The sequence below is a fragment of the Algoriphagus boseongensis genome (assembly GCF_004362805.1).
Classification (GTDB): Bacteria; Bacteroidota; Bacteroidia; order Cytophagales; family Cyclobacteriaceae; genus Algoriphagus; species Algoriphagus boseongensis.
The window spans coordinates 1-21,043 of sequence record NZ_SNYF01000008.1; the positions used below are offsets into that span (position 1 = coordinate 1).

A 21,043-nucleotide genomic window follows, 5' to 3' on the forward strand; every position below is an offset into this window, starting at 1 on the left:
CCTCTTCCCATCCCGAACAGAGAAGTTAAGCCCTGCAGCGCCGATGGTACTGGGGTTACACCCGGGAGAGTAGGTCGCCGCCACATTATTCAAAAAGCCCTTCGATCACTCGGAGGGCTTTTGACGTTTATAGGCGAGAAGAACAAAGACACTAGAAACAAGACGCAAGACACTAGACATAAGAATAGGCTTACCTAGGACAATTTCACATATTAACGCAGAGGTTAGGATGCCATAATAGCCAATAAGGAGCCCAAATTATTCTGACCTGCTTTTTTGTTAAAACGAATTTCTGCTGAAAATTCTTTTTGCAGTTGTCTGGCTTAAATTCTGATATCTGGCCTTCTTTTCCAATTGGTGATTTATGTGTTTCAATTTTCACTGTACTAGTTTTCACCTTATAACATTTCATTTTAGGGAATATTATTGCAGTTTTGCACTAAATCTTAATGGATGTCAGTATTATTTAAGAATCTCAGATTTATTCGTAACGGAAAAATTTCCGAACCAAAAAACTTTTTTATCCATGATCAATCTTTCAAAGAATTGGTCGATTCTTCAGAATCAGAGTTCAAGGAAATAATTGATTGCTCTTCCTATTTTGCTTCTTCTGGCTGGATAGATCTCCGTTGTGGCCTTGGTGAGCCTGGACAAGAATATCGAGAAACAGTAGAAAGTCTTTGTCAAAGCTTGATTTCTTCTGGTTTCGTAAAGGCGGTTATTATGCCCAATACCGATCCGGTTATTCAATCCAAAAATGAAGTGGATTTTGTCCTAAATAGATCCAGAAAATTTGGGATAGATCTTGAAATCATGGGTGCTGTTACCAAGAATACTTTGGGAGAAGATTTAACCGAGATTCTTGATATGCACTTTCAATCAGGTGTTAAGATTTTTGGAGATGGGATTAAGCCTCTCTCCAATTCGGACCGCTTCATGAAGATTTTGCAGTACCTCCAAAAGTTTGACGGGGTACTGTTTGATCATGCCTATGATCCGCTTCTTTCAATATTTGGACAAATGCATGAAGGTGAAATCTCGACTCAACTCGGAATGAAAGGGATCCCCAATCTTTCTGAAGATATTGCTATTCAAAGAAATCTTGAAATACTTCGCTATACTGGTGGTAGGGTTCATTTTCAGACATTGAGTACCAAAAAGGGGGTAGAATTGATCAGGAAAGCTAAAGCAGAGGGCTTAAATGTTACCGCTGATACTTCTATCTATCAGTTAATTTTTAAGGATAAAGATCTGATGACCTTTGATCCTAACTATAAGGTGAACCCTCCTTTCAGGTCAGAATCCGATAGGGCCGCCTTGATTGATGGAATTCTGGATGGAACTATTGATGCGCTAGTTTCTAATCACCAACCTCAAGATTTTGATTCCAAATTTTCAGAATTTGATTTGGCATCTTTTGGGATGGCAGGACTTCAGGCTTTCCTTCCTGCTCTAGTTCAACTTTCGCAGGAATTGAGTTGGGAGGTTTTAATTGAAAAAATCACCGCTGGGCCTTCAAAAATTATTGGATCGCAAAATGAATCCGTGACTATTTTCGACCCTACCCAATCCTGGGTTTATGATGAAAAGTCAAATAAATCCCTTTCCTCTAATCATCCTTGGTTTGGAACAAGTCTTACTGGACAGGTAAAGTTTGTATTTCAAAAGGGAAACCTCCAGAGAGTAAATGAATAAATACCTTAAAACTGCCTATCAGTTCGGAGTTTTAGGTGGTGTCCTCAGTTTGATTTCCTTCTTTTTACTTCGGTTTTTAAGCCCTGATCCGACTAATCTGAGTTTGATTTTTGGTTATGTACTTATACCTGTCGCGGTTTTTTTGGCGATTAAGTTTTTCAAGGAATATTCCAATAACGGATTTCTTTCTTTTGCGGAAGGAATGACAATTGGATTTGTAACCTATACCATGATAGGAATACTGTCTTCACTTGGAATTTGGCTTGTACTTTCTTTAATGCCAGATTTTTTTCAATTAATCAAAGAATCAAAGATTCAAGTATTGCAAGAAAACAGGGACATGATAATATCCCAGGTAGGTGAAGCATCTTTTAACTATACTCAAGAAAGTATAAAATCGCTTACCTCGTGGGATATAGCTTTCAATGATGGGCTATGGAAAATCATTCCTGGAATGTTTTTCAGCATTATTATTTCTATTATTTTAAGGAAAAATCCTAACTGATATCTTATGGAAGAGCAAGCACAATCCCCTTTTCAAGCAGCAATTAAGCCAGGGATCACTATGGGTCTAATAGCTTTGGCGCTGACCTATATTGCCTATTTTGTTGATTCTACCTTACTGGCCACTTGGTGGTTTGGTTTGGGATTTCTGGTCATTTTCTTTGGTTTGATTATTTATTTCGGAAAGCAATACAGAACCGAACTTGGTGGGTTCATGTCCTTTGGTACCGCCTTCAATTTCAGTTTTCTTACCATGATCGTTTCGGGATTAGTTTCCTTGGTAGGACAGCTATTATTATTCCAAGTAATTGACCCGGATTTGGGTTCAGTTTTGGCAGATATAACTTTCGAAAACTCTATGAAAATGATGGAGAGCTTTGGAGGTAATCCAGATTCATTAAGTCCAGAAATGCTTGATGAGATGCGTAAAAGCTCCTCAGATCCTTATACCCTTTCAGGTCAATTGAAAGGCTTTGGTTTCGGATTGATTGCTTATGCGATAATTGCATTAATTTTGGGAGCAATTTTAAAGAAACGAGACAAGTCCCTCGATTATTAATCTATGATCCAAATTTCCGTCGTAATACCAGTTTTTAACGAAGAGGAATCCTTACCAGAATTAACCCAATGGATCAGCCGTGTGATGAATGCACACGGCTTTTCTTATGAGGTGATTTTGGTAAACGATGGAAGTACGGACAGGTCCTGGGAAGTGATCTTAGAATTGACTGAAAAGGATTCTTGTTTGCGGGGTTTGAATTTTACCAGAAATTATGGGAAATCCGCTGCCCTTGATGCCGGTTTTAAAAGAGCTCTCGGTGAAGTAGTAATCACCATGGATGCGGATTTACAAGACAGTCCAGATGAAATTCCTGGCCTTTATGAAATGGTAAAAGGAGGTCTTGATGTGGTTTCGGGTTGGAAAAAAGATCGCCATGACCCTATTTCAAAAACTATCCCTTCAAAATTTTTCAATGGAGTAACACGATGGATTTCCGGAATTCAGTTGCATGATTTCAATTGCGGTTTGAAAGCCTATCGAAATAAAGTAGTCAAAAATATCCATGTTTACGGGGAAATGCATCGGTATATCCCGCTATTAGCCAAGTGGAATGGTTTTCCAAAAATCGGAGAAAAAGTAGTTCAGCATCAAGCCAGAAAGTATGGTTATTCCAAATTTGGACTAGAACGTTTCCTTAATGGGTTTCTGGATTTGGTCAGCGTTACGTTTGTACACCGGTACAAAAAGAAACCTATGCATTTTTTCGGATTGCTGGGAAGTCTTTCTTTCATGACCGGTTTTATAATAACTGCATATTTGATTTTTGAAAAAATCTATGGACTTAGCAAAGGGCTAAAAGTAAGGGAGATTGTCGATCAACCATTGTTTTTCCTCGCCTTGGTTGCTTTGATCATCGGGGTACAACTTTTTGTCACAGGCTTCTTGGCTGAATTGATGACTTCCAATACAGCCAAGGAAACAGAATATAAAATCGATGAAGAGGTCAATTTTGATTTCTGATGTTCTTTTCTGTAATCATTCCAGTTTTTAATCGCCCGGAAGAATTAAGGGAGCTTCTTGAAAGCCTTAGAAATCAAAGTTTTACTGATTTTGAAGTGCTGGTGGTTGAAGATGGTTCATCGATTGATTCTAAGGAGGTTTGTGAATATTACGCTTCAAAACTTTCCTTATCCTATTTTTTTCAATTCAATACCGGACAGGGATTCGCTCGGAATTTCGGAATGAGTCGCGCCAAAGGAGACTTTTTTGTTATTCTAGACTCAGATGTAATTCTTCCTAAGGATTATCTTCAAAATCTTTGGAATGCAATTAAAAGCCGAAGTTTAGATGCTTTTGGAGGTCCCGATGCAGCTGGTGAGGACTTTACCAATCTTCAAAAGGCAATGGATTTTGCCATGACTTCTTTTTGGACTACTGGGGGGATCAGAGGAAAATTAAAAGATGTTTCCAAGTATCAGGCCCGCGGCTTTAATATGGGTGTTTCCCGAAAGGTTTTTGAGGAAGTAGGAGGCTTTGTAGATCCTAATAGAGGTGAGGATATTGAATGGAGTATCAGAATTAAAAAAGCCGGGTACAGAATGGAATTGGTTCAGGATGCATATGTTTTTCACAAAAGAAAAAACACCCTTTTTTCATTTGCTAAGCAAGCATTTTCCTTTGGTAGAAATCGAGTAAATGTTTCAAGATTTCACCCCGATGCCATTAAACTGGTACACTTGCTTCCTAGTGGGTTTTTGTTGTTTTTGCTTTCCATTCCCGTTTTTGGAGTTTTGGGCTTCCTGATTTTTAAGCTTCAGCTAGTGATTTTGGGAGCCTGGATGTTGGGTGTTTTTTTAAATTCATTAGCCAAATACCAATCTCTTCAGGTTGCGGTTTTGAGTTTAATTACTTCTATTATCCAATTAATGGCTTACGGATCCGGGCTAATTTTTGAATGGATAAAGAAAAAGATTACGAGTTAAACTCCCTTTCTGCATACAAAAATCACTTCATCTGGCGCTAATGCGTGACGTTTAACGAGTTCTTTTGGAAGGTTTTTAACAAACTGATTTTCCTCAATTAAAAGACCTGATTTTCTCAGCCTTTCAGCATAATCTTTCCCAAATTTCCTGACATGATCTCTTTGGCCAAATAAGCGTTCTCGTTCTGCGGGGTCGGTTATAGATTTATCTTCTATGGTTTTTTCAAGGTTATAAACGGGGGATTGTAGGATTCCCCAACCTCCGGGCTTTAAAACCCTGTTGAATTCGGAGCAGGCTAAAATGTCGTCATCTACATGTTCCAAAACGTGGTTACAAAAGATGACATCAAAAGAATTTTCCGGAAAAGGGATCGCATGGACGTCCATTTTCACCTTGGCCAGAGGAGATTCTATATCGGCTGTGATGTAGTCAAGATTTGGCAGTGACTCAAATCGATCAATGAAACAATGCTCAGGAGCCACATGAAGTACCTTCAAGGAATCGGTAAAAAATGCAGTTTCTTCCTGCAAATAGAGCCACATCAGGCGGTGTCTTTCCAGAGAAAGGCAGGAAGGACAAAGTGCATTTTCTCTTGGGTTTCTGCCATAGGGAAGGAATTTTTTATACTCACTTTTGCAAATTGGGCATTGTACGTCCTTTCCTTGATTTAATGTGCCGAGGACTTTCATGACCAATGGACTAACCTGCTGAAGGATAGGCCTTGGAATAAATCTTATGGCTAAACTGATTACTTTTTTCATGGGTTAGATTCAGCCTCAAAGGTAAAAAAATCTCTTTCTCCTTAAGCCTAAAAAAACCTTTGGATTATCTATAAAAAAAGAGCCTTAAAAAGGCTCTGCTTAAAATTGGATTATCCATCTTTTTTATTTTCCCGGATATATTCCTCTAGGTCCTCGATCTCCTTTTCAATCTTTTCAATTTTCTTGGTTTGATCGCTTAAGGACTTGGTTTGTTTTGAAATCGCATCGGGAGAAAGTTTTCCTTTAGAGCTTGATTTCTCAAAGCTCTTTTGCATTTTGCTTCGCTTTTCTCTTTCTTCATTTAGTTTTTCTTTTGCTTTTTCAAGGTCAATTTCAGCCTTTTCAAGGCTTTCCTTAGCCTTAAGAAGTTTTTTCTCCTCCTTAGTTAGCTCAGTGCTTGCTTCTTGTGCAAAAGAGGAAATGGCTGGAGTTAAATAAGCTGTAAAAACTAAACTCCCGAGAAATAGGATTTTCTTTAAATATTTCATGGTAAAAGAATTTTAACTTTTTCAATTTACCAAAATCCTTTTATCAAATCTGAATTTGGAGTGGCTATTTGAATAGATTCAAGGAATCTATCCTAAAACCTACTTCTGCAGCCTACCCGCTTTTTTCAAAGCTTCTCGTATGATCCATTCCAATTGCCCATTTGTACTGCGGAATTCATCGGCAGCCCATTTTTCAATGGCTTTTAGCGTTTCTTCATCTAACCTCAGGGCAAAAGCTTTCTTTTTTGACATGCTATTCCTCCTTTACCCATTCTTCAATATAGGACTTAAGCTCTTTTGGTTTCTGTGTGCCAATCATGACTTTCTTCTTTTGGCCGATATCCAATAAAAGCCCCTGATCACCTAAAACGCTGTAGGCTTTTGTCGATCTATTTCCCTTTAATCCCCATCCACCAAAGTCGGATAATGGGCTATATTCCACCACTTCAATACTCAGGATTTCCTCTTTTCGGAAAGTTTTCCAGCTATTGATAAAAGGTGAAAATCTGAATTTCACACCATCTGGGTCAATTCGTGTTTTTAGCTTGATAGACATCAAGAAAAAAAACACCAAACTCAAAACTCCAAGGAAAGACCCAATGATTAAGACAGCCCTACTTTTATCAGGCTCTGATCTCCAAATTAAAAAGGAGACCAGTGAAATCATTGGGACTTCCAGCATTAGAATAAGATACATCAGCCAGGTCCCTCGATAGGATTGTTCCTCTTTGAAGATCAGATTGGTCATGGGAATTATTGATGTAAGGTTCCGACATTTAATACCGGGCTGGCACTTTTATCTGAGCAAAGGACTACCATTAGATTGGATACCATGGTTGCCTTTTTCTCCTCGTCAAATTCGATGATGTCTTTGATCTTTAGGTCTGCTAATGCCATTTCTACCATGCCTACTGCTCCTTCTACAATCTTTTGGCGAGCTGCTACAATTGCAGTTGCTTGCTGTCTTTGGAGCATGGCTGAGGCAATTTCTGAAGCATAAGCCAAGTGAGAGATTCTAGCTTCGATTACTTTAATGCCGGCGTGGTTTAATCGCTCTTTGATTTCTTTCTCCAAGGAATGGTTGACTTCTTCTACCCCAGATCTAAGCGTGACTTCCGCTTCTTCATCCTCAAAATTATCGTAAGGATAAAGGCCAGCCATTTTTCTTACAGCTGCATCAGTTTGTAGGTGCACAAAGTTTTCGTAGTCTTCTACATCAAAGATTGCCTTGAAGGTGTCTTCGACCTGCCAAACAACGATGGTTCCAACCATGACAGGATTACCAATTTTATCATTAACCTTTAACGGCTTATTCTCAAAATTTCTTACCCGGAGTGAGATTTTTTGCTTGCTCATAAATGGGTTTACCCAAAAGAAGCCATTGGCCTTTACAGTTCCTTTGTAGGCTCCAAATAGAATCAAAACCATTGCCTTGTTTGGCTGAAGGGTAAAATACCCAGGAATAATTAGGATCATTAGTAGGCCCAAAATGGCGCCCAGTAAATGCAATTCATTGATAAACGAAAATGCAGCAGCGGGAATCAAGGCAAGATCTACGCAAAGGATAAGATAGCCTGAAAGAGGTTTAGTTATTTTTTCCATTTCAATATGATGTTAAAATGATATCATTGTGAATTACGATAAAAAAAGAATTAGGTTCAAATTTTTTCAAAAAAAAAGTCCAACCGGAGCTGGACTTTAAGAGGAAGAAGGATTTCTTATTTCTTTTTGAATAGAGAATCCACAAATTCTTTTCGGTTGAAAATCTGAAGATCAGTCATCTTTTCTCCGACCCCAATATATTTCACAGGGATTTTGAATTGGTCAGAAATCCCGATTACTACCCCACCTTTTGCCGTTCCGTCCAGCTTGGTTATCGCCAGTGAGGTGACTTCCGTTGCTTTTGTGAATTCCTTGGCCTGAATAAAAGCGTTTTGTCCTGTAGAACCATCAAGGACTAGCATGATTTCATGAGGTGCGTCCGGGATGAACTTTTGCATTACGCGTTTGATCTTGCTTAGCTCATTCATCAAATTGACTTTGGTATGAAGTCTTCCTGCAGTATCGACAATTACCACGTCCGCTTGGGTGTCTACTCCTTGCTTCACTGCGTCAAAAGCAACAGAAGCAGGGTCTGTATTCATTCCGTGAGAAACCACAGGAACACCAACTCTATTTCCCCAAAGAATCAATTGGTCGACTGCCGCAGCTCTAAAAGTATCTGCCGCACCTAGTATTACCGATTTGCCTGCGTTTTTGAAAAGGTTGGCAAGTTTTCCGATGGTAGTGGTTTTTCCTACCCCGTTTACTCCTACCACCATTATTACATAAGGCTTTTTATCTGCAGGGATTTCAAAATCCAAAAATTCTTTAGTATTGCTTTCTTCCAATAGGCCTGCGACTTCTTCTCTAAGAATGGTGTCCAGTTCAGCTGCATTGAGGTATTTGTCTTTGGCAACCCGCTCCTCGATTCTTCTGATGATTTTAATGGTGGTATCAACACCTACATCAGAAGTAATTAGAATTTCTTCGAGCTCATCCAGAATTTCTTCATCGACGGTGGATTTGCCGACTACAGCCTTACTGATTTTAGAAAAGATCGATTCATTGGTCTTTTGAAGACCTTGGTCAAGACTTTCTTTTTTATCTTTTGAAAAGAAACCAAAGATTCCCATGCTTGGATTATGTTTATAAAAATGGAATATAACGAAAAAGTCCCTACTGATTGAGGTCAGAGGGACTTGGATACATTACGATGCACTAGGCAAATTATTTTTTCAAGGTGTCCTGAACCAATGTGGAAGGAACCATTTCTTCTTTGAAGGTATATGCACCAGTCTTGTCAGACTTTACGGCACGGATAACTTTGGCGTAAGACACGCCACCTTCTTTTTTTAGGGTTGCTACTACTTTCTTAGCCATTTCTTTGTCGTTTAAGTGGGCCTAGACCCAAGCTAAATTACTTGATTTCTTTATGAACAGTCACTTTCTTAAGGATTGGGTTGAATTTCTTCAATTCCAATCTTTCGGTAGTGTTCTTTCTGTTTTTGGTAGTGATGTATCTTGAAGTACCTGGCATGCCAGAGTTCTTGTGCTCTGTACATTCCAAAATCACTTGTACTCTATTACCTTTCTTAGCCATCTCGGTGTTGATTTAAGGGACTGTGACTTTGATTATTTGATTACAATCATGCCGTTATCCTGAGCTTCTTTCAAAACTGCAGAAATTCCTTTCTTGTTGATTGTCTTCAGCGCTTTTGAGCTTACTTTCAATGTAATCCATGCGTCTTCTTCAGGTACGTAGAAGCTCTTCTTATGAAGATTTGGATAAAATCTACGCTTCGTCTTGTTGTTTGCATGGGACACGTTGTTACCTACTCGAGGTCTTTTGCCGGTAATGTCACAAACTTTTGCCATGATCTATATCGTAATTGGTATGCGTTTCTGTAATGAGTCTGCAAATATCGGAACTTTTTGGGAATTACCAACAAAGCATTTTAAAAATATTCTGAATGATCCTACCCTTTTGGATAAGGGCAGTGTTTGCAGCCGCTTCCGCAGCAATATCCCCGCTTCAGATGATATTTTTCAGTGAAAACCATCAGTCCATTTTCATTTATATAATAATCCTCTTTGGTAAGGGGGGAACTTTGGTTCTTTTTATTATTCATGGCTTAGCCTTCCAGCAATCACTATATTTAGGGCAAAATTGAAGAAAAAGCCCAAAAATTGATATGAAAATGGAAAAAATTACCTCAAGCAAGCAGGCCATTGAGCTCGAAAACAAATATGGAGCGCATAACTATCATCCATTGCCTGTTGTGCTTTCAAGAGGTGAAGGTGTATTCCTTTGGGATGTAGAAGGGAAAAAATATTATGATTTCCTTTCTGCTTACTCAGCAGTAAATCAAGGCCACTGTCATCCTAAAATCAAAGATGCTATGATTGAACAAGTGGGAACACTGACTTTGACTTCCCGGGCATTTTACAACGATCTTTTGGGTCCCTTTGAAAAATACATCACCGAATATTTCGGATTTGACATGGTGTTGCCCATGAATACTGGTGCGGAAGGAGTAGAAACTGCCTTGAAAATCGCCAGGAAATGGGGATATGAGAAAAAAGGAGTAGACGAGAATCAGGCAAAAATCATTGTCGCTGAAAATAATTTTCATGGTAGAACCACCACGATCATTTCTTTTTCCAATGATTCAAATGCGAGAAAGAATTTTGGTCCATTCACTGATGGTTTTATTCGCATACCTTATAATAATGTAGAAGCGCTTAAATCTGCCTTGGAAATAGATGGAGTGGTAGCATTTTTAGTTGAGCCAATTCAGGGAGAAGCCGGTGTATATACTCCAGCTGAAGATTATATCAAAAAAGCTAAAGAAGCCTGCGAATCTAAAGGAGTACTCCTCATTGCCGATGAGATCCAGACAGGGATAGCCAGAACAGGTTCTTTACTTGCAGTTTGTGGGAATTGTACTTGTGAAGGTCATTGTGAAAAGCAGGAGACTTATACCAAACCAGATATTTTGATTTTGGGTAAAGCGCTTTCAGGAGGTTTTTATCCGGTTTCAGCAGTCTTGTCTGACAAGTCTATCATGGAAGTCATCAAGCCAGGGCAGCATGGATCCACTTTTGGAGGAAATCCTCTGGGAGTAAAAGTTGCGATGACTGCTTTGGAAGTAGTTCGAGATGAAAAATTGGCTCAAAACGCCAGAAAACTAGGGGAGATTTTCAGATCTCGAATGCAGCAAATGGTCAATAAATACTCTATCGCCAAACTCGTTAGAGGAAAAGGATTGTTGAATGCAGTGGTAATCAATGATAGCCCGGAAAGCTCAACTGCCTGGGATATTTGTGTGAAACTTGCTGAAAATGGTCTTTTGGCAAAACCTACCCATGGAAATATCATCCGATTTGCACCTCCATTAGTAATGACTGAAGAGCAAATTCATGAGTGTTGCGACATTATTGAAAAAGTGATTTCAGCCTTTGATAAGAAGTAACTTCAAGATTGCCTGATTACTAAAATGTCCAAAGCAGTCATATTTGATATGGATGGGGTGATTTGTCATACCAACCCATTCCACTCGCAAGCTTTTAAATTATTCTTCGAAAAAAGGAATTTGTTTCCGACTGAAGAGGATTTCAAAGCTCACATGTATGGAAAAAACAATGGGTATATCCTGAGCCACTTCTTGGGCAGAAAGATAGAAGGGCAAGAGCTGCTGGAGTTGGAAGATGAAAAGGAGAGTTTGTTTCGCGAGATATATAAACACCATGTAGAGCCGATTTCAGGTTTTATGGAGTTTTTTAGGGATTTGAGATCTGCAGGTTTTAAGACTGGGGTCGCAACTTCAGCTCCCTTTGCAAATTTGGAATTGATTGCTGGACATTTAGATTTATTCCCCCATTTGGAATCTGCCTTAGCTAGCGAGCACGTATCCAAACACAAACCTGACCCGGAAGTTTATTTAAATGCTGCAAGCAATTTGTCCTTCAAACCATCAGATTGCCTCGTTTTTGAGGATTCATTTTCTGGGGTAATGGCAGCCAAAAATGCAGGGATGAAAGTGGTTGGTGTCCTTTCCACGCATGAAAAAAGCGATTTGCCTCCTTGTGAAGCTTATATTACTAGTTATACGGAAATTTCATCTGATGATGTTTTAGCCCTTTTGATTTGAGTTAATCTCCTGAAAAGGTTAATATCATACAAAGCCAAAGTAGTTTTCCTTCATTAGTTTTGCCCGATAATTCCTATACATATGCAGAGAAGACCTAGAAGAAACCGGAAATCAGAGTCTATTCGTGGACTGGTAGAAGAAACCCAAGTTTCTGTCAAAGACCTCATATTTCCTTTATTCCTTGTAGATGGAAGAAATAAGCAAATAGAGGTGAATTCCATGCCAGGCATCCATAGGTATTCCATTGATTTGATGCTGAAAGAAATTGAATCTTGCATGAATTTGGGGATTATGGCCTTTGATGTATTTCCGGCTTATCCTGAGACCTTAAAAGATTCCATTGCTTCTGAAAGTTATAATCCGGAGACTTTTTATCTGAAAGCCCTAAGGGAAATCAAGAAGCGGTTTCCTGAAGTTTGCCTGATGTCCGATGTGGCAATGGATCCCTACAGTAGTGATGGACATGATGGTTTGGTGAAAGGTGGAAAGATTTTAAATGATGAAACCCTGACAATCCTTGGGAGAATGTCTCTTGCTCAGGCTGATGCGGGGGTAGATATTTTGGGCCCTTCGGATATGATGGATGGCCGTGTGGGCTATATCCGGGATATTTTGGACGAAAACGGATTTATCGACACGTCAATCATGTCCTATACTGCAAAATATGCCAGTGCATTTTATGGGCCTTTCCGTGATGCCTTGGATTCAGCTCCGAAATTCGGGGATAAAAAAACCTATCAAATGAATCCAGCAAATTCTCAAGAAGCTCTGATTGAAGCTGATTTAGATGTAGAAGAAGGCGCTGATTTCTTAATGGTCAAGCCGGCTTTAAGTTATTTGGATATTATTAAGCTATTGGCGGACCAATATCCCTTGCCAATCGCGGCTTACAATGTATCCGGAGAGTATAGCATGGTAAAGGCAGCAGCAGAAAAAGGCTGGTTAGATTATGATCGATCCATGAATGAAATACTTCTATCCATTAAGAGAGCCGGAGCCAAGATTATCCTGAGCTACTTTGCAAAAGATTTTGCAAAGGCTCAGAAGTAAGCTGTTTTAAAAACAAACTTAAAATCCCGATTTATCGGGATTTTTTTTGCTTGTAGGGTTAATTTTTACTTTAAAAATGAATCATTGTGAGACTTTTTTAAATAAGAGGTTAAAAAAAATATCTGATTTTTTAAAAATTATATTTTCGATAATTTTTTAATTGAAGACAAAAATTCTGAAAAACTAGTTTTTAAAGAATTAAAATCCGAATAATGATTTTTTTAAGATAAAATATTCTGATAAAGTCTTTTCGTAATCGATTCCAGAAAATATTCTAAAGAAATTCAAAATTTTATTTCTTATCACAATAGGCTCTCAAAATGACTTGTTTTTAAATAAAAATTGAAAAAAATGAAATTTTGGGTTTAAAAATGATAGTTATTTTACCTATTTAATGCATTAGTTTCAAAAACTGGTTTGTTTTTTTATAATTTTTATAATTACATTCGAAAAAGAGAATTGCTCTCAAACCTATATTAAATTCTGAAATAAGTTCAAAATTTAAACTCAAACCTATGAAGTATTTCGCAACCCTGTTGGCCAATGATGTGGCCGTGATGGATTTGTCGGTAGAGATTTCGAAAAATCTCCTCACGACAAACAATGTTTGGATGATGCTTTCCACTGCCTTGGTGTTTATCATGCACTTGGGATTTGCGGGAGTGGAAGCAGGTTTTGGCCAGGCCAAAAACACTGTAAACATCCTTTTCAAAAACACAATCACACCAATTATCGGCATTATCTCCTATGCGGCGATTGGATTTTACTTAATGTATCCGGGTTTTGAAGTTCCGGGGTGGTTGTCTTTTGATTTTGCAGGCTGGAATTTATTCTGGTTTGCTCCTGCTACCGCAGATGTTTCAGCCGCTTATGCAGATGCCGGTTACACGTATTGGACTGATTTTCTTTTTCAGGCCATGTTTGCAGCAACCGCCGCCACGATCGTTTCTGGAGCAATTGCCGAACGGGTAAAGCTCGGAGCTTATTTGATTTTCACCTTATTCTTTGTGGGATTGGTTTATCCTATCATCGGAAGTTGGAAATGGGGCGGTGGCGCATTGGATGAAATGGGCTTCTATGATTTTGCAGGAAGCACTTTGGTTCATTCCGTAGGAGGCTGGGGAGCCTTGGCAGGTGTAATTTTAGTGGGTCCTCGAATCGGTAAATACGTCAATGGAAAGACCATTGAAAAACCTGGAGCCAGTGTTCCTTTGGCTGTAATTGGTGTATTCCTTTTGTGGTTGGGATGGTTTGGATTCAATGGAGGATCAGTACTTTCCGCGGATCCGGGTCTGGTTTCTTTTGTACTGGTGACTACTTCTCTGGCAGCTTGCGCTGGCGGGCTTGGTGGATTTTTGGCAGCTTATTTCGCTTTTAAAAGATTGGACCTTGGGATGGTATTAAACGGGATATTGGCTGGGCTTGTGTCTATTACAGCTGGTGCCGATGTAATCAATCCAGGAGGGGCCGTCTTAGTCGGATTTATCGGAGGGATTTTAGTAGTGGTATCCGCAGTCCTTTTGGACAAAGCCAGACTTGATGATGTAGTAGGCGCAGTTTCCGTTCACCTTACCTGTGGTATTTGGGGAACTTTAGCTGTTGGAATTTTCTCCACAAATCCAGAGCATTCCTTTCTTACCCAATTAATAGGCGTAGCTATTTGTGGAGTTACTGCTTTTTCTGCAGCATTCGGAATTTTCTATATCCTCAAAAAGACGGTCGGAATCAGAGTTTCTGAAGAACATGAAAGAACAGGGCTGGACTCCCATGAACACGGGATCAGAGGATACACCATCGTTTTTGACGAATAAAAACCACCAATCATAAACAAAACGAACCCCGTCCGGAGAAAAAAACGCGACTCTCTTTCGACCGGATCGGGGATCTATTGATCAACTCTATCATTAACCAACACTCAAAATTAAAATGAAAAAAATATTCCTACTAATACTTTGCGCATCTCTATTTGGTTCTCAAGTTGTAATGGCTCAAGAAGAGTCTTCTGAAGAGGAAGGTACATTAACCCTCTCAGGCTCTGTAGATGCTTATTTCCGCACTAATTTCAATGCTCCCAACAAGGGAGAAAATTTTCAAGCTCCAGCTTCATCTTTTGGAAACCTTCCTGGATTTTCTTTGGGTATGGCAAATATCATTGCCACTTACCAAGGTAAAAAAGTAGGGGCTGTGGCAGATCTGGTCTTTGGACCTAGAGGTGAAGATGCTGTTTTTGGCTCTCCTTTATATGCCAATGGAATGGCAGGTTCCTCGCAAATTGTAAATCAATTATATGTCTATTGGAATGTGTCTGACAAGGTAACTTTGACATTTGGAAACTTCAATACCTTTTTAGGATATGAGGTGATTTCTCCAACTGCTAATTTCAATTATTCCACATCCTATATGTTCTCGTATGGTCCGTTTTCTCATACGGGCTTGAAAGCTAATTTTCAGTTGTCTGACAAGTTTTCCTTTTTGGCAGCGGTCATGAACCCTACGGATATGACTGAGTTTAATTTAAATGGGACATATACTCTAGGAGCACAATTGGGTTATTCCACAGATTTGGGAAGTACTTACCTTAATTTTGTGTATGGTGACCAAGATGGAAGGCTAAGCGATGACGGAGGCTTGATTACTGATCAATCTTCTTTAGGTAAAACCTTTCAAGTTGATTTGACTACTGGATTTGATCTTTCAGAGAAATTCTATTTGGGAGTAAATACGACCTATAATACCACCAGTGCAGGAGAATTTTACACTGGATCTGAGATCCAAGATTTGGATGGAGATGGTGCTGGTTTCTACGGATTTGCAGGATATCTTCAAGTGAAACCAACTGAGAAGTTTGGTTTGGGATTCAGGGGTGAATACTTCAGTGTATTCAACAATGGTCTCGAAGGCGTGGTTGGAATTGATCCTTCGACTGGTGATGGAGGTGTATTTGCTGCAACTTTGTCCGGAAATATCAAGGTTGGTGGAAATCTTACCCTAATTCCTGAATTAAGGGTAGATAGCATGAAGGAGGAATTCTTCGTCAATAAGGACTTAAACGGAAGTAAAGGATTGGCTTCATTTTTATTCGCTGCCGTATTTGCTTTCTAAAAATATTTAAGATTATAAACAGGGTCTATTGTTATAAAAGCCGGGGTGATTTTCACCTCGGTTTTTTCTTTTTTATAGATGATTTCTAATAATTGGGTTGGATTTTTAGTAAGATATTAATGAATCTATGAAAAAATTGAAAATTACAGTTTCAAAACAATGTATTGTTTGAATATTTTTAAATCATTGTAAACGAATAAAATTTCAAAAAATATAGGTTTTTGACTTAAATCAGTCGAATCTTAAAACATTTGGTATTCTAAATCTGTATATTTTTGTACAACCCAAATATACAGATATGAAAAAGTTAACCTTCATATTTTCAGCCATGCTATTTGCCATGACTGCCTATTCCCAAGATTTCTTGATGGGACCTAAAGCCAAAAATGCAACGGTTGGAAAGTCCTTTAGCCCTAAAATCACCCTTGTCCACGATTCTGCTCCGAGTTCATTGCAAGGCCCGGTAGCTAAAAATTCAGAAGTTTGGATGGGGAAGCCTTCCAAAAAACTAAAAGTAGGATTCAGAGAGACCATCGATAATCCAAAAGGATTGCAAGCTAAAAATAGTAAGCCTTGGGAGCGAAAAACAAGAATTCCTAATTCTAAGGCGGTGTACGAAGAACCAAAATCCATGAAACCCAAGAAGGTTTGGATCCATTAAAATAAAGAAGCCCGATTCTCATCGGGCTTCATTTTTATAGGTCATGTTCTCTTTCCAGCATGAGGATCGCTCCCTGGGAAACGATGTAGTATTTTTCACCTTCATAAATTACCTCGTGGGCTCCAGAAAGTAGAAAAATTGCCAAATCACCTTCTTTTGCCTGTAGAGGCACGTATTTGACTTTTTCTTCACTATCCATCCACGGCTCGTGATCTTCCACTGGCATAGGAATTGGGTACCCTGGACCTGCTTTGATGATATATCCTTGCTGAACTTTTTCCTTTTCCTGAACTCCAGGGGGGAGATAAAGTCCTGAGTCAGTTTTTTCATGTGGCTTCTTTAGTCGGATCAAAACTCGGTCTCCAACTACGATTAGCTTTTTTAATTTATTATCTGCTGTGAGCTGCATAAAAATTGAAGTGTCTTTCAAGTGAATCGTTTATCTGGACTATAGGGCTAGGAAAATAAACGGCACCTGTTTTTCAACAGATGCCGACCTATTTGGTTTAGTTTACCTTATTTTTTGTCTTCGCTAACCTCTTCATAGTCTACGTCAGAAACTCCGTCTCCGGAAGTACCTGAATTAGCTTCTGCGTCAGGTCCTGGTTGAGCTCCAGCGCCTTGAGTAGCGTTATACATTTCTGTGGATGCAGCTTCCCATGCTTTGTTCAAATTAGCCATCGCCTCATCGATACCTTCGATGTTTTTGGCTCCGTGAGCTGACTTCAACGCTTCCAAAGCAGAATTGATATTTGCCTTGTTTCCATCCGATAGCTTATCTCCATACTCTTTCAATTGCTTGTCAGTTTGGAAAATCAAACTGTCAGCCTGATTGAGCTTTTCGATTTTTTCCTTTTCAGCCTTATCAGCAGCAGCATTAGCTTCTGCTTCTCTCTTCATTCTTTCGATATCATCTTGAGAAAGACCTGAAGAAGCTTCAATCTTAATCTTTTGCTCCTTGCCAGTTCCCTTGTCTTTAGCAGACACATTTAGGATACCATTGGCATCAATGTCAAAGGTTACTTCGATTTGAGGAACGCCTCTTGGAGCTGGTGGAATGTCAGACAATTGGAATCTACCGATTGATCTGTTGTCCTTAGCCAATGGTCGCTCTCCCTGAAGTACGTGGATATCTACTGCAGGCTGATTGTCAGCAGCGGTGGAGAATACCTCTGACTTTTTGGTAGGGATAGTAGTATTAGCTTCGATCAGTTTGGTAAATACTCCGCCCATGGTTTCGATACCCAAGGAAAGAGGAGTCACGTCCAAAAGAAGTACGTCTTTTACCTCACCAGTCAAAACACCACCTTGAATAGCAGCACCAATTGCTACCACTTCGTCAGGGTTTACACCTTTGGAAGGTTTCTTTCCGAAGAACTTCTCTACCTCTTCCTGAATTTTAGGAATACGGGTAGATCCACCAACCAAGATGACTTCGTCGATATCAGCAGCGCTAAGGCCAGCGTCCTTTAGAGCCTTAGCACAAGGCTCCATTGATCTTCTTACCAAAGTTTCTGAAAGCTGCTCAAACTTGGCTCTACTTAGATTTCTCACTAAGTGCTTTGGCCCAGTCTGTGTTGCTGTGATATAAGGCAAGTTGATCTCAGTAGAAGCAGAGCTTGACAACTCGATTTTAGCCTTTTCAGCAGCTTCCTTCAGACGCTGAAGTGCCATTGGGTCTTTTCTCAAGTCAATTTGCTCCTCAGCTTGGAATTCAGCGGCCAACCAGTCGATGATTACTTGGTCGAAGTCATCACCACCCAAGTGAACATCACCGTTTGTGGATTTTACTTCGAATACCCCATCGCCTAGTTCCAAGATTGAAATATCGAATGTACCACCACCAAGGTCATACACCGCTATTTTCATGTCCTGGTTTTTCTTGTCCATGCCATAAGCCAAAGCTGCGGCAGTAGGTTCGTTGATGATACGCTTTACTTCCAAACCTGCGATTTGTCCAGCTTCTTTGGTTGCTTGACGCTCAGCATCATTGAAGTATGCAGGTACAGTGATGACAGCTTCGGTTACGGTTTGTCCCAAGAAGTCTTCCGCAGTACTCTTCATTTTCTGAAGGATCATGGCAGAAATCTCCTGTGGAGTATAAGATCTGTCGCCAATTCGGATACCTACCGTATCGTTTGGTCCTTGTTCTACTTTATAGGAAGCATGTTTTTTCTCCTCAGATACTTCAGAGAATTTCTTTCCCATAAATCTTTTTACTGAGGAAATAGTATTAGCTGGGTTGGTGATAGCCTGACGCTTTGCAGGGTCACCTACTTTTCGCTCTCCGTTTCCATTGTCCAAGAAAGCCACGATTGATGGCGTGGTTCTTCTTCCTTCACTGTTTTGGATGACTACAGGCTCGTTACCCTCCATAACGGCTACGCAGGAGTTGGTGGTACCCAAGTCAATGCCTATAATTTTTCCCATGATTATATATGTTTTTGTGTTTTCAGTTTGAATACATTCCCCTTTCTTCAATGGATGTGCCATAGGGGATTTTTAAGGATTTGGTGTCAGTTTGTCAGGAATTATGGCTCATTCGCTTGAGATAAAAATCAGATTTGTCATTTTTCCTCCTGAATTCAGAGTTTGCTTTGACATGTTTTTGTCAGAGTATTTTAGGAGATGCAACCTCAACTGCTCTTTGGTCATCTAGTGAGGTATGGGACTTTTTTCATCCAAGGTAAATCAGGAGAGAGCTAGGTGGCTTGCTGTCATTGGGTTTGGCTTTCTTGTCATGGCAGTTGTTGAAAACATCGATTTCACCTCTTTTTTCTCTCAATGCATTTATGCTTTTACTTCTGGTAATTTTCTCCCCTTTGGCTAATCTTCAGGAGATATTAGTCTAATTTTGGGCTATGGAAAAGGAATTGGTTGTACAGGATATTTTTATTTATCCCATCAAGTCTCTTGGAGGGATTCGCTTGGAAAGTGCCAAAGTGGAGGAAAAAGGCTTTCAATATGATCGCCGTTGGATGTTGGTAGATCATTCCGGAATGTTTGTTTCACAGCGGACTTATCCTCAATTGGCTCTTTTGGGTGTGAAAATTCTTCAAGACCAGCTGGAGGTTTTTCATAAACAGAATATTTCCTATCAGTTGACCTTTCCTATGGATAGAGCTACCGGACCAGAAATGGAAGTGACTGTTTGGGATGATCAGGTTTTGGCAAAAATAGTAGATCCAAAAGTTTCCAAATGGTTTTCTGATTTTTTAGGATTTGAAGTTCATTTGGTAGTAATGCCTGAAAATTCACACCGAAAGGTTGATCCTCGCTACGCGGTACAGGGTGAGTCAGTAAGTTTTGCAGATGGCATGCCCTATTTGATAATCGGTGAGGCTTCTTTGGAGGATTTGAATTCCAAATTGGAAACTCCAGTGCCTATGGACCGATTCCGTCCAAATATCGTTTTCTCAGGAGGGGTTGCTTTTTCTGAAGATGGATTTAAAAAAATAACCATTGGAGAAGTTTCTTTTCAAGTAATAAAACCTTGTGCTCGATGTGTACTCACTACGGTAGACCAGCAAACAGGGGAGCAAGGAAAAGAGCCTTTAAAAACCTTGGCGAGCTATCGAACCCAAAACAACAAAGTTTATTTCGGACAAAATATGGTTGCTCTTCATAAGGGTATTGTTTCTCAAGGTGATTTCCTAAAAACTGTATGATTAGCAAGAGATTTTACAGGCTAATTGCCTTATGGGTTCTTGCAGAGACTTTTTTGGGAGGCTTATTGCATGCCTTTCGAATTCCCCTGGCAGGAGTTTTTATTGCTTGTTTTTCGGCTTTGTTCATTTCTTTGATATATACAGTTACGGGAAGTTCAAAGAAGGTACTTCATGCGACAGTTATCGTATTGATTTTCAAAATGATTCTAAGCCCTCATGCCCCTCTTGGAGCATTTCTTTCAGTTGCCTTGCAGGGGGGATTTGGGGCTATTGCATTGGCAGCTATTCCTTCAACCAAAACAGCTCGAATGTTAGTCACTGTTTTCGCATACCTACAATCTGCCACGCTCAAATTGATAAGTTTGACGATTTTATTTGGAATGGGTTTTTGGGAAGCCTTGGATGAATTTATGCTTTCAATAGTTTCCTATTTTCCATTCTTTGCCACAATCTTGAGTGCTAAAAATCTTGTACTTGCCTATTTGGGGATTTACCTGCTAAGTGGTGTTATTGCTGGCTGGATGATAGGAAGGGTTACTCTGAATCCGGTAAAGATCAACTTGGATATCGAAGTGAAAAATGGCAGGATCGCTAAGAAAAAAGGAAGTCTTTTGCAATCTGAGTGGTTGTTGATTGCTGGATTGAGTGCGGTCTATTTTGTTCCAATTTTTCCAGACTCTTTTCGAGAAATGTGTTTGAGGGCAGCAATAATTCTCACGGCCTGGCATTTGATTTTTGGCCCATTACTCAAAAAGGCCTTGTTCAGGATTCTTGGAATTAGGAAATCTAGCCTACTCAGGGAGATCTTATTGATTGAATCTATTTTACCTGAGCTCAGAGAAAATCTAAGCCGCTCTTGGCAAATAGCTTCTACTCAAAATTTGATGAGAAGAATTCCGTTTTTTGTCAAGACCTGGCTACAGATGAGTCTCTAAGA

At 39.5% G+C, this 21,043-nt stretch carries 25 protein-coding genes and 1 rRNA gene; 14 read left to right on the top strand and 12 right to left on the bottom strand.

Annotated elements, in window-relative coordinates; genetic code table 11:
• The 6 genes from rrf to DFQ04_RS13815 all read left to right on the top strand — a co-directional run.
• A 5S ribosomal RNA gene (gene rrf / locus DFQ04_RS13790) occupies positions 1-86 on the top strand; the annotation flags it as partial.
• 367 nt (positions 87-453) lie between these two features.
• On the top strand, positions 454-1,695 hold the full coding sequence (locus DFQ04_RS13795) for a dihydroorotase (protein ID WP_133556856.1): 1,242 nt from the start codon (positions 454-456) through the stop codon (positions 1,693-1,695).
• Positions 1,688-2,200, top strand: a complete 513-nt coding sequence (locus DFQ04_RS13800; protein ID WP_133556858.1) for a DUF4199 domain-containing protein — start codon at positions 1,688-1,690, stop codon at positions 2,198-2,200. Before DFQ04_RS13795 ends, DFQ04_RS13800 begins: the two co-directional genes overlap by 8 nt.
• 6 nt (positions 2,201-2,206) lie before the next feature.
• On the top strand, positions 2,207-2,758 hold the full coding sequence (locus tag DFQ04_RS13805; RefSeq protein ID WP_133556860.1) for a DUF4199 domain-containing protein: 552 nt from the start codon (positions 2,207-2,209) through the stop codon (positions 2,756-2,758).
• 3 nt (positions 2,759-2,761) lie between these two features.
• A complete protein-coding gene (locus DFQ04_RS13810) occupies positions 2,762-3,721 on the top strand; it encodes a glycosyltransferase family 2 protein (protein WP_133556862.1) in 960 nt (319 codons plus the stop codon).
• Entirely contained in the window at positions 3,721-4,683 is a 963-nt protein-coding gene (locus tag DFQ04_RS13815) for a glycosyltransferase (protein WP_133556864.1), read from the top strand. Before DFQ04_RS13810 ends, DFQ04_RS13815 begins: the two co-directional genes overlap by 1 nt.
• Here DFQ04_RS13815 and DFQ04_RS13820 read toward each other — a convergent pair.
• The 10 genes from DFQ04_RS13820 to DFQ04_RS18360 form a co-directional block, all read right to left on the bottom strand.
• Positions 4,680-5,444, bottom strand: coding sequence for a class I SAM-dependent methyltransferase (locus DFQ04_RS13820; RefSeq protein WP_133556866.1), 765 nt, complete (start codon positions 5,442-5,444; stop codon positions 4,680-4,682). The two genes, DFQ04_RS13815 and DFQ04_RS13820, sit on opposite strands and share 4 nt — an antisense overlap.
• Positions 5,445-5,554: 110 nt before the next feature.
• Positions 5,555-5,932: a hypothetical protein gene (locus tag DFQ04_RS13825; RefSeq protein WP_133556868.1), complete on the bottom strand. Its 378-nt coding sequence runs from the start codon at positions 5,930-5,932 to the stop codon at positions 5,555-5,557.
• A 99-nt stretch (positions 5,933-6,031) separates the two neighbouring features.
• Positions 6,032-6,184 (bottom strand): Arc family DNA-binding protein, encoded by a 153-nt coding sequence (locus DFQ04_RS13830; RefSeq protein ID WP_133556869.1) that lies wholly within the window; start codon positions 6,182-6,184, stop codon positions 6,032-6,034.
• Position 6,185: 1 nt separating this feature from the next.
• Positions 6,186-6,680, bottom strand: a complete 495-nt coding sequence (locus DFQ04_RS13835; RefSeq protein WP_133556871.1) for a hypothetical protein — start codon at positions 6,678-6,680, stop codon at positions 6,186-6,188.
• Positions 6,681-6,685: 5 nt separating this feature from the next.
• Positions 6,686-7,534 carry an SPFH domain-containing protein gene (locus DFQ04_RS13840; protein ID WP_133556873.1) on the bottom strand — a complete coding sequence of 283 codons (849 nt, stop codon included), beginning with the start codon at positions 7,532-7,534 and terminating at the stop codon, positions 6,686-6,688.
• Between the two features lie 116 nt (positions 7,535-7,650).
• Complete coding sequence (gene ftsY / locus DFQ04_RS13845) at positions 7,651-8,607, bottom strand: signal recognition particle-docking protein FtsY (protein ID WP_133556874.1); 957 nt, start codon at positions 8,605-8,607, stop codon at positions 7,651-7,653.
• Between the two features lie 94 nt (positions 8,608-8,701).
• A complete protein-coding gene (locus tag DFQ04_RS13850) occupies positions 8,702-8,854 on the bottom strand; it encodes a DUF4295 domain-containing protein (RefSeq protein WP_075350620.1) in 153 nt (50 codons plus the stop codon).
• Positions 8,855-8,891: 37 nt separating this feature from the next.
• On the bottom strand, positions 8,892-9,074 hold the full coding sequence (rpmG, locus tag DFQ04_RS13855) for a 50S ribosomal protein L33 (RefSeq protein WP_026950880.1): 183 nt from the start codon (positions 9,072-9,074) through the stop codon (positions 8,892-8,894).
• A gap of 32 nt (positions 9,075-9,106) precedes the next feature.
• Positions 9,107-9,349, bottom strand: a complete 243-nt coding sequence (gene rpmB / locus DFQ04_RS13860) for a 50S ribosomal protein L28 (protein ID WP_133556876.1) — start codon at positions 9,347-9,349, stop codon at positions 9,107-9,109.
• Between the two features lie 101 nt (positions 9,350-9,450).
• On the bottom strand, positions 9,451-9,603 hold the full coding sequence (locus DFQ04_RS18360; RefSeq protein WP_166637311.1) for a DUF5522 domain-containing protein: 153 nt from the start codon (positions 9,601-9,603) through the stop codon (positions 9,451-9,453).
• A gap of 69 nt (positions 9,604-9,672) precedes the next feature.
• Between DFQ04_RS18360 and rocD the strand changes: the two genes are divergently transcribed.
• The 6 genes from rocD to DFQ04_RS13890 all read left to right on the top strand — a co-directional run bounded on the left by rocD (position 9,673) and on the right by DFQ04_RS13890 (position 16,438).
• A complete protein-coding gene (gene rocD, locus DFQ04_RS13865) occupies positions 9,673-10,947 on the top strand; it encodes an ornithine--oxo-acid transaminase (protein WP_133556877.1) in 1,275 nt (424 codons plus the stop codon).
• 24 nt (positions 10,948-10,971) lie between these two features.
• On the top strand, positions 10,972-11,625 hold the full coding sequence (locus tag DFQ04_RS13870) for an HAD family hydrolase (protein WP_133556879.1): 654 nt from the start codon (positions 10,972-10,974) through the stop codon (positions 11,623-11,625).
• Positions 11,626-11,706: 81 nt separating this feature from the next.
• Complete coding sequence (hemB, locus tag DFQ04_RS13875) at positions 11,707-12,675, top strand: porphobilinogen synthase (protein ID WP_133556881.1); 969 nt, start codon at positions 11,707-11,709, stop codon at positions 12,673-12,675.
• A gap of 515 nt (positions 12,676-13,190) precedes the next feature.
• Positions 13,191-14,486, top strand: coding sequence for an ammonium transporter (locus DFQ04_RS13880; RefSeq protein ID WP_133556883.1), 1,296 nt, complete (start codon positions 13,191-13,193; stop codon positions 14,484-14,486).
• 115 nt (positions 14,487-14,601) lie between these two features.
• Complete coding sequence (locus DFQ04_RS13885; protein WP_133556884.1) at positions 14,602-15,777, top strand: porin; 1,176 nt, start codon at positions 14,602-14,604, stop codon at positions 15,775-15,777.
• A gap of 298 nt (positions 15,778-16,075) precedes the next feature.
• Positions 16,076-16,438, top strand: coding sequence for a hypothetical protein (locus DFQ04_RS13890; protein ID WP_133556886.1), 363 nt, complete (start codon positions 16,076-16,078; stop codon positions 16,436-16,438).
• A gap of 34 nt (positions 16,439-16,472) precedes the next feature.
• Here DFQ04_RS13890 and DFQ04_RS13895 read toward each other — a convergent pair whose 3' ends face one another.
• Both DFQ04_RS13895 and dnaK read right to left on the bottom strand, forming a co-directional pair.
• Entirely contained in the window at positions 16,473-16,847 is a 375-nt protein-coding gene (locus DFQ04_RS13895; RefSeq protein ID WP_133557573.1) for a co-chaperone GroES, read from the bottom strand.
• 107 nt (positions 16,848-16,954) lie between these two features.
• The gene (gene dnaK / locus DFQ04_RS13900; RefSeq protein ID WP_133556887.1) at positions 16,955-18,868 is read right to left on the bottom strand and encodes a molecular chaperone DnaK; all 1,914 of its coding nucleotides are present in this window, start codon (positions 18,866-18,868) and stop codon (positions 16,955-16,957) included.
• A 431-nt stretch (positions 18,869-19,299) separates the two neighbouring features.
• On the opposite strand from dnaK, the gene DFQ04_RS13905 reads away from it, so the two are divergent.
• Positions 19,300-20,106, top strand: coding sequence for an MOSC domain-containing protein (locus tag DFQ04_RS13905; protein ID WP_243739693.1), 807 nt, complete (start codon positions 19,300-19,302; stop codon positions 20,104-20,106).
• The gene (locus DFQ04_RS13910) at positions 20,103-21,041 is read left to right on the top strand and encodes a hypothetical protein (protein WP_133556889.1); all 939 of its coding nucleotides are present in this window, start codon (positions 20,103-20,105) and stop codon (positions 21,039-21,041) included. The genes DFQ04_RS13905 and DFQ04_RS13910 overlap by 4 nt, the downstream gene beginning before the upstream one ends.
• The last annotated feature ends 2 nt before the right edge of the window (positions 21,042-21,043 follow it).

What these genes read in the sequence shown, in the direction of transcription:
- DFQ04_RS13800 (WP_133556858.1), top strand. Translation starts at nt 1,688, where the DNA reads ATGAATAAATACCTTAAAACTGCCTATCAGTTCGGAGTTTTAGGTGGT.
- DFQ04_RS18360 (WP_166637311.1), bottom strand. Translation starts at nt 9,603, where the DNA reads ATGAATAATAAAAAGAACCAAAGTTCCCCCCTTACCAAAGAGGATTAT.
- DFQ04_RS13820 (WP_133556866.1), bottom strand. Translation starts at nt 5,444, where the DNA reads ATGAAAAAAGTAATCAGTTTAGCCATAAGATTTATTCCAAGGCCTATC.
- dnaK (WP_133556887.1), bottom strand. Translation starts at nt 18,868, where the DNA reads ATGGGAAAAATTATAGGCATTGACTTGGGTACCACCAACTCCTGCGTA.
- ftsY (WP_133556874.1), bottom strand. Translation starts at nt 8,607, where the DNA reads ATGGGAATCTTTGGTTTCTTTTCAAAAGATAAAAAAGAAAGTCTTGAC.
- DFQ04_RS13810 (WP_133556862.1), top strand. Translation starts at nt 2,762, where the DNA reads ATGATCCAAATTTCCGTCGTAATACCAGTTTTTAACGAAGAGGAATCC.
- DFQ04_RS13880 (WP_133556883.1), top strand. Translation starts at nt 13,191, where the DNA reads ATGAAGTATTTCGCAACCCTGTTGGCCAATGATGTGGCCGTGATGGAT.
- DFQ04_RS13835 (WP_133556871.1), bottom strand. Translation starts at nt 6,680, where the DNA reads ATGACCAATCTGATCTTCAAAGAGGAACAATCCTATCGAGGGACCTGG.
- rpmB (WP_133556876.1), bottom strand. Translation starts at nt 9,349, where the DNA reads ATGGCAAAAGTTTGTGACATTACCGGCAAAAGACCTCGAGTAGGTAAC.
- DFQ04_RS13840 (WP_133556873.1), bottom strand. Translation starts at nt 7,534, where the DNA reads ATGGAAAAAATAACTAAACCTCTTTCAGGCTATCTTATCCTTTGCGTA.
- DFQ04_RS13890 (WP_133556886.1), top strand. Translation starts at nt 16,076, where the DNA reads ATGAAAAAGTTAACCTTCATATTTTCAGCCATGCTATTTGCCATGACT.
- DFQ04_RS13805 (WP_133556860.1), top strand. Translation starts at nt 2,207, where the DNA reads ATGGAAGAGCAAGCACAATCCCCTTTTCAAGCAGCAATTAAGCCAGGG.
- DFQ04_RS13870 (WP_133556879.1), top strand. Translation starts at nt 10,972, where the DNA reads ATGTCCAAAGCAGTCATATTTGATATGGATGGGGTGATTTGTCATACC.
- hemB (WP_133556881.1), top strand. Translation starts at nt 11,707, where the DNA reads ATGCAGAGAAGACCTAGAAGAAACCGGAAATCAGAGTCTATTCGTGGA.
- DFQ04_RS13885 (WP_133556884.1), top strand. Translation starts at nt 14,602, where the DNA reads ATGAAAAAAATATTCCTACTAATACTTTGCGCATCTCTATTTGGTTCT.
- DFQ04_RS13830 (WP_133556869.1), bottom strand. Translation starts at nt 6,184, where the DNA reads ATGTCAAAAAAGAAAGCTTTTGCCCTGAGGTTAGATGAAGAAACGCTA.
- DFQ04_RS13905 (WP_243739693.1), top strand. Translation starts at nt 19,300, where the DNA reads ATGGAAAAGGAATTGGTTGTACAGGATATTTTTATTTATCCCATCAAG.
- rpmG (WP_026950880.1), bottom strand. Translation starts at nt 9,074, where the DNA reads ATGGCTAAGAAAGGTAATAGAGTACAAGTGATTTTGGAATGTACAGAG.
- DFQ04_RS13795 (WP_133556856.1), top strand. Translation starts at nt 454, where the DNA reads ATGTCAGTATTATTTAAGAATCTCAGATTTATTCGTAACGGAAAAATT.
- DFQ04_RS13850 (WP_075350620.1), bottom strand. Translation starts at nt 8,854, where the DNA reads ATGGCTAAGAAAGTAGTAGCAACCCTAAAAAAAGAAGGTGGCGTGTCT.
- DFQ04_RS13910 (WP_133556889.1), top strand. Translation starts at nt 20,103, where the DNA reads ATGATTAGCAAGAGATTTTACAGGCTAATTGCCTTATGGGTTCTTGCA.
- DFQ04_RS13815 (WP_133556864.1), top strand. Translation starts at nt 3,721, where the DNA reads ATGTTCTTTTCTGTAATCATTCCAGTTTTTAATCGCCCGGAAGAATTA.
- DFQ04_RS13825 (WP_133556868.1), bottom strand. Translation starts at nt 5,932, where the DNA reads ATGAAATATTTAAAGAAAATCCTATTTCTCGGGAGTTTAGTTTTTACA.
- DFQ04_RS13895 (WP_133557573.1), bottom strand. Translation starts at nt 16,847, where the DNA reads ATGCAGCTCACAGCAGATAATAAATTAAAAAAGCTAATCGTAGTTGGA.
- rocD (WP_133556877.1), top strand. Translation starts at nt 9,673, where the DNA reads ATGGAAAAAATTACCTCAAGCAAGCAGGCCATTGAGCTCGAAAACAAA.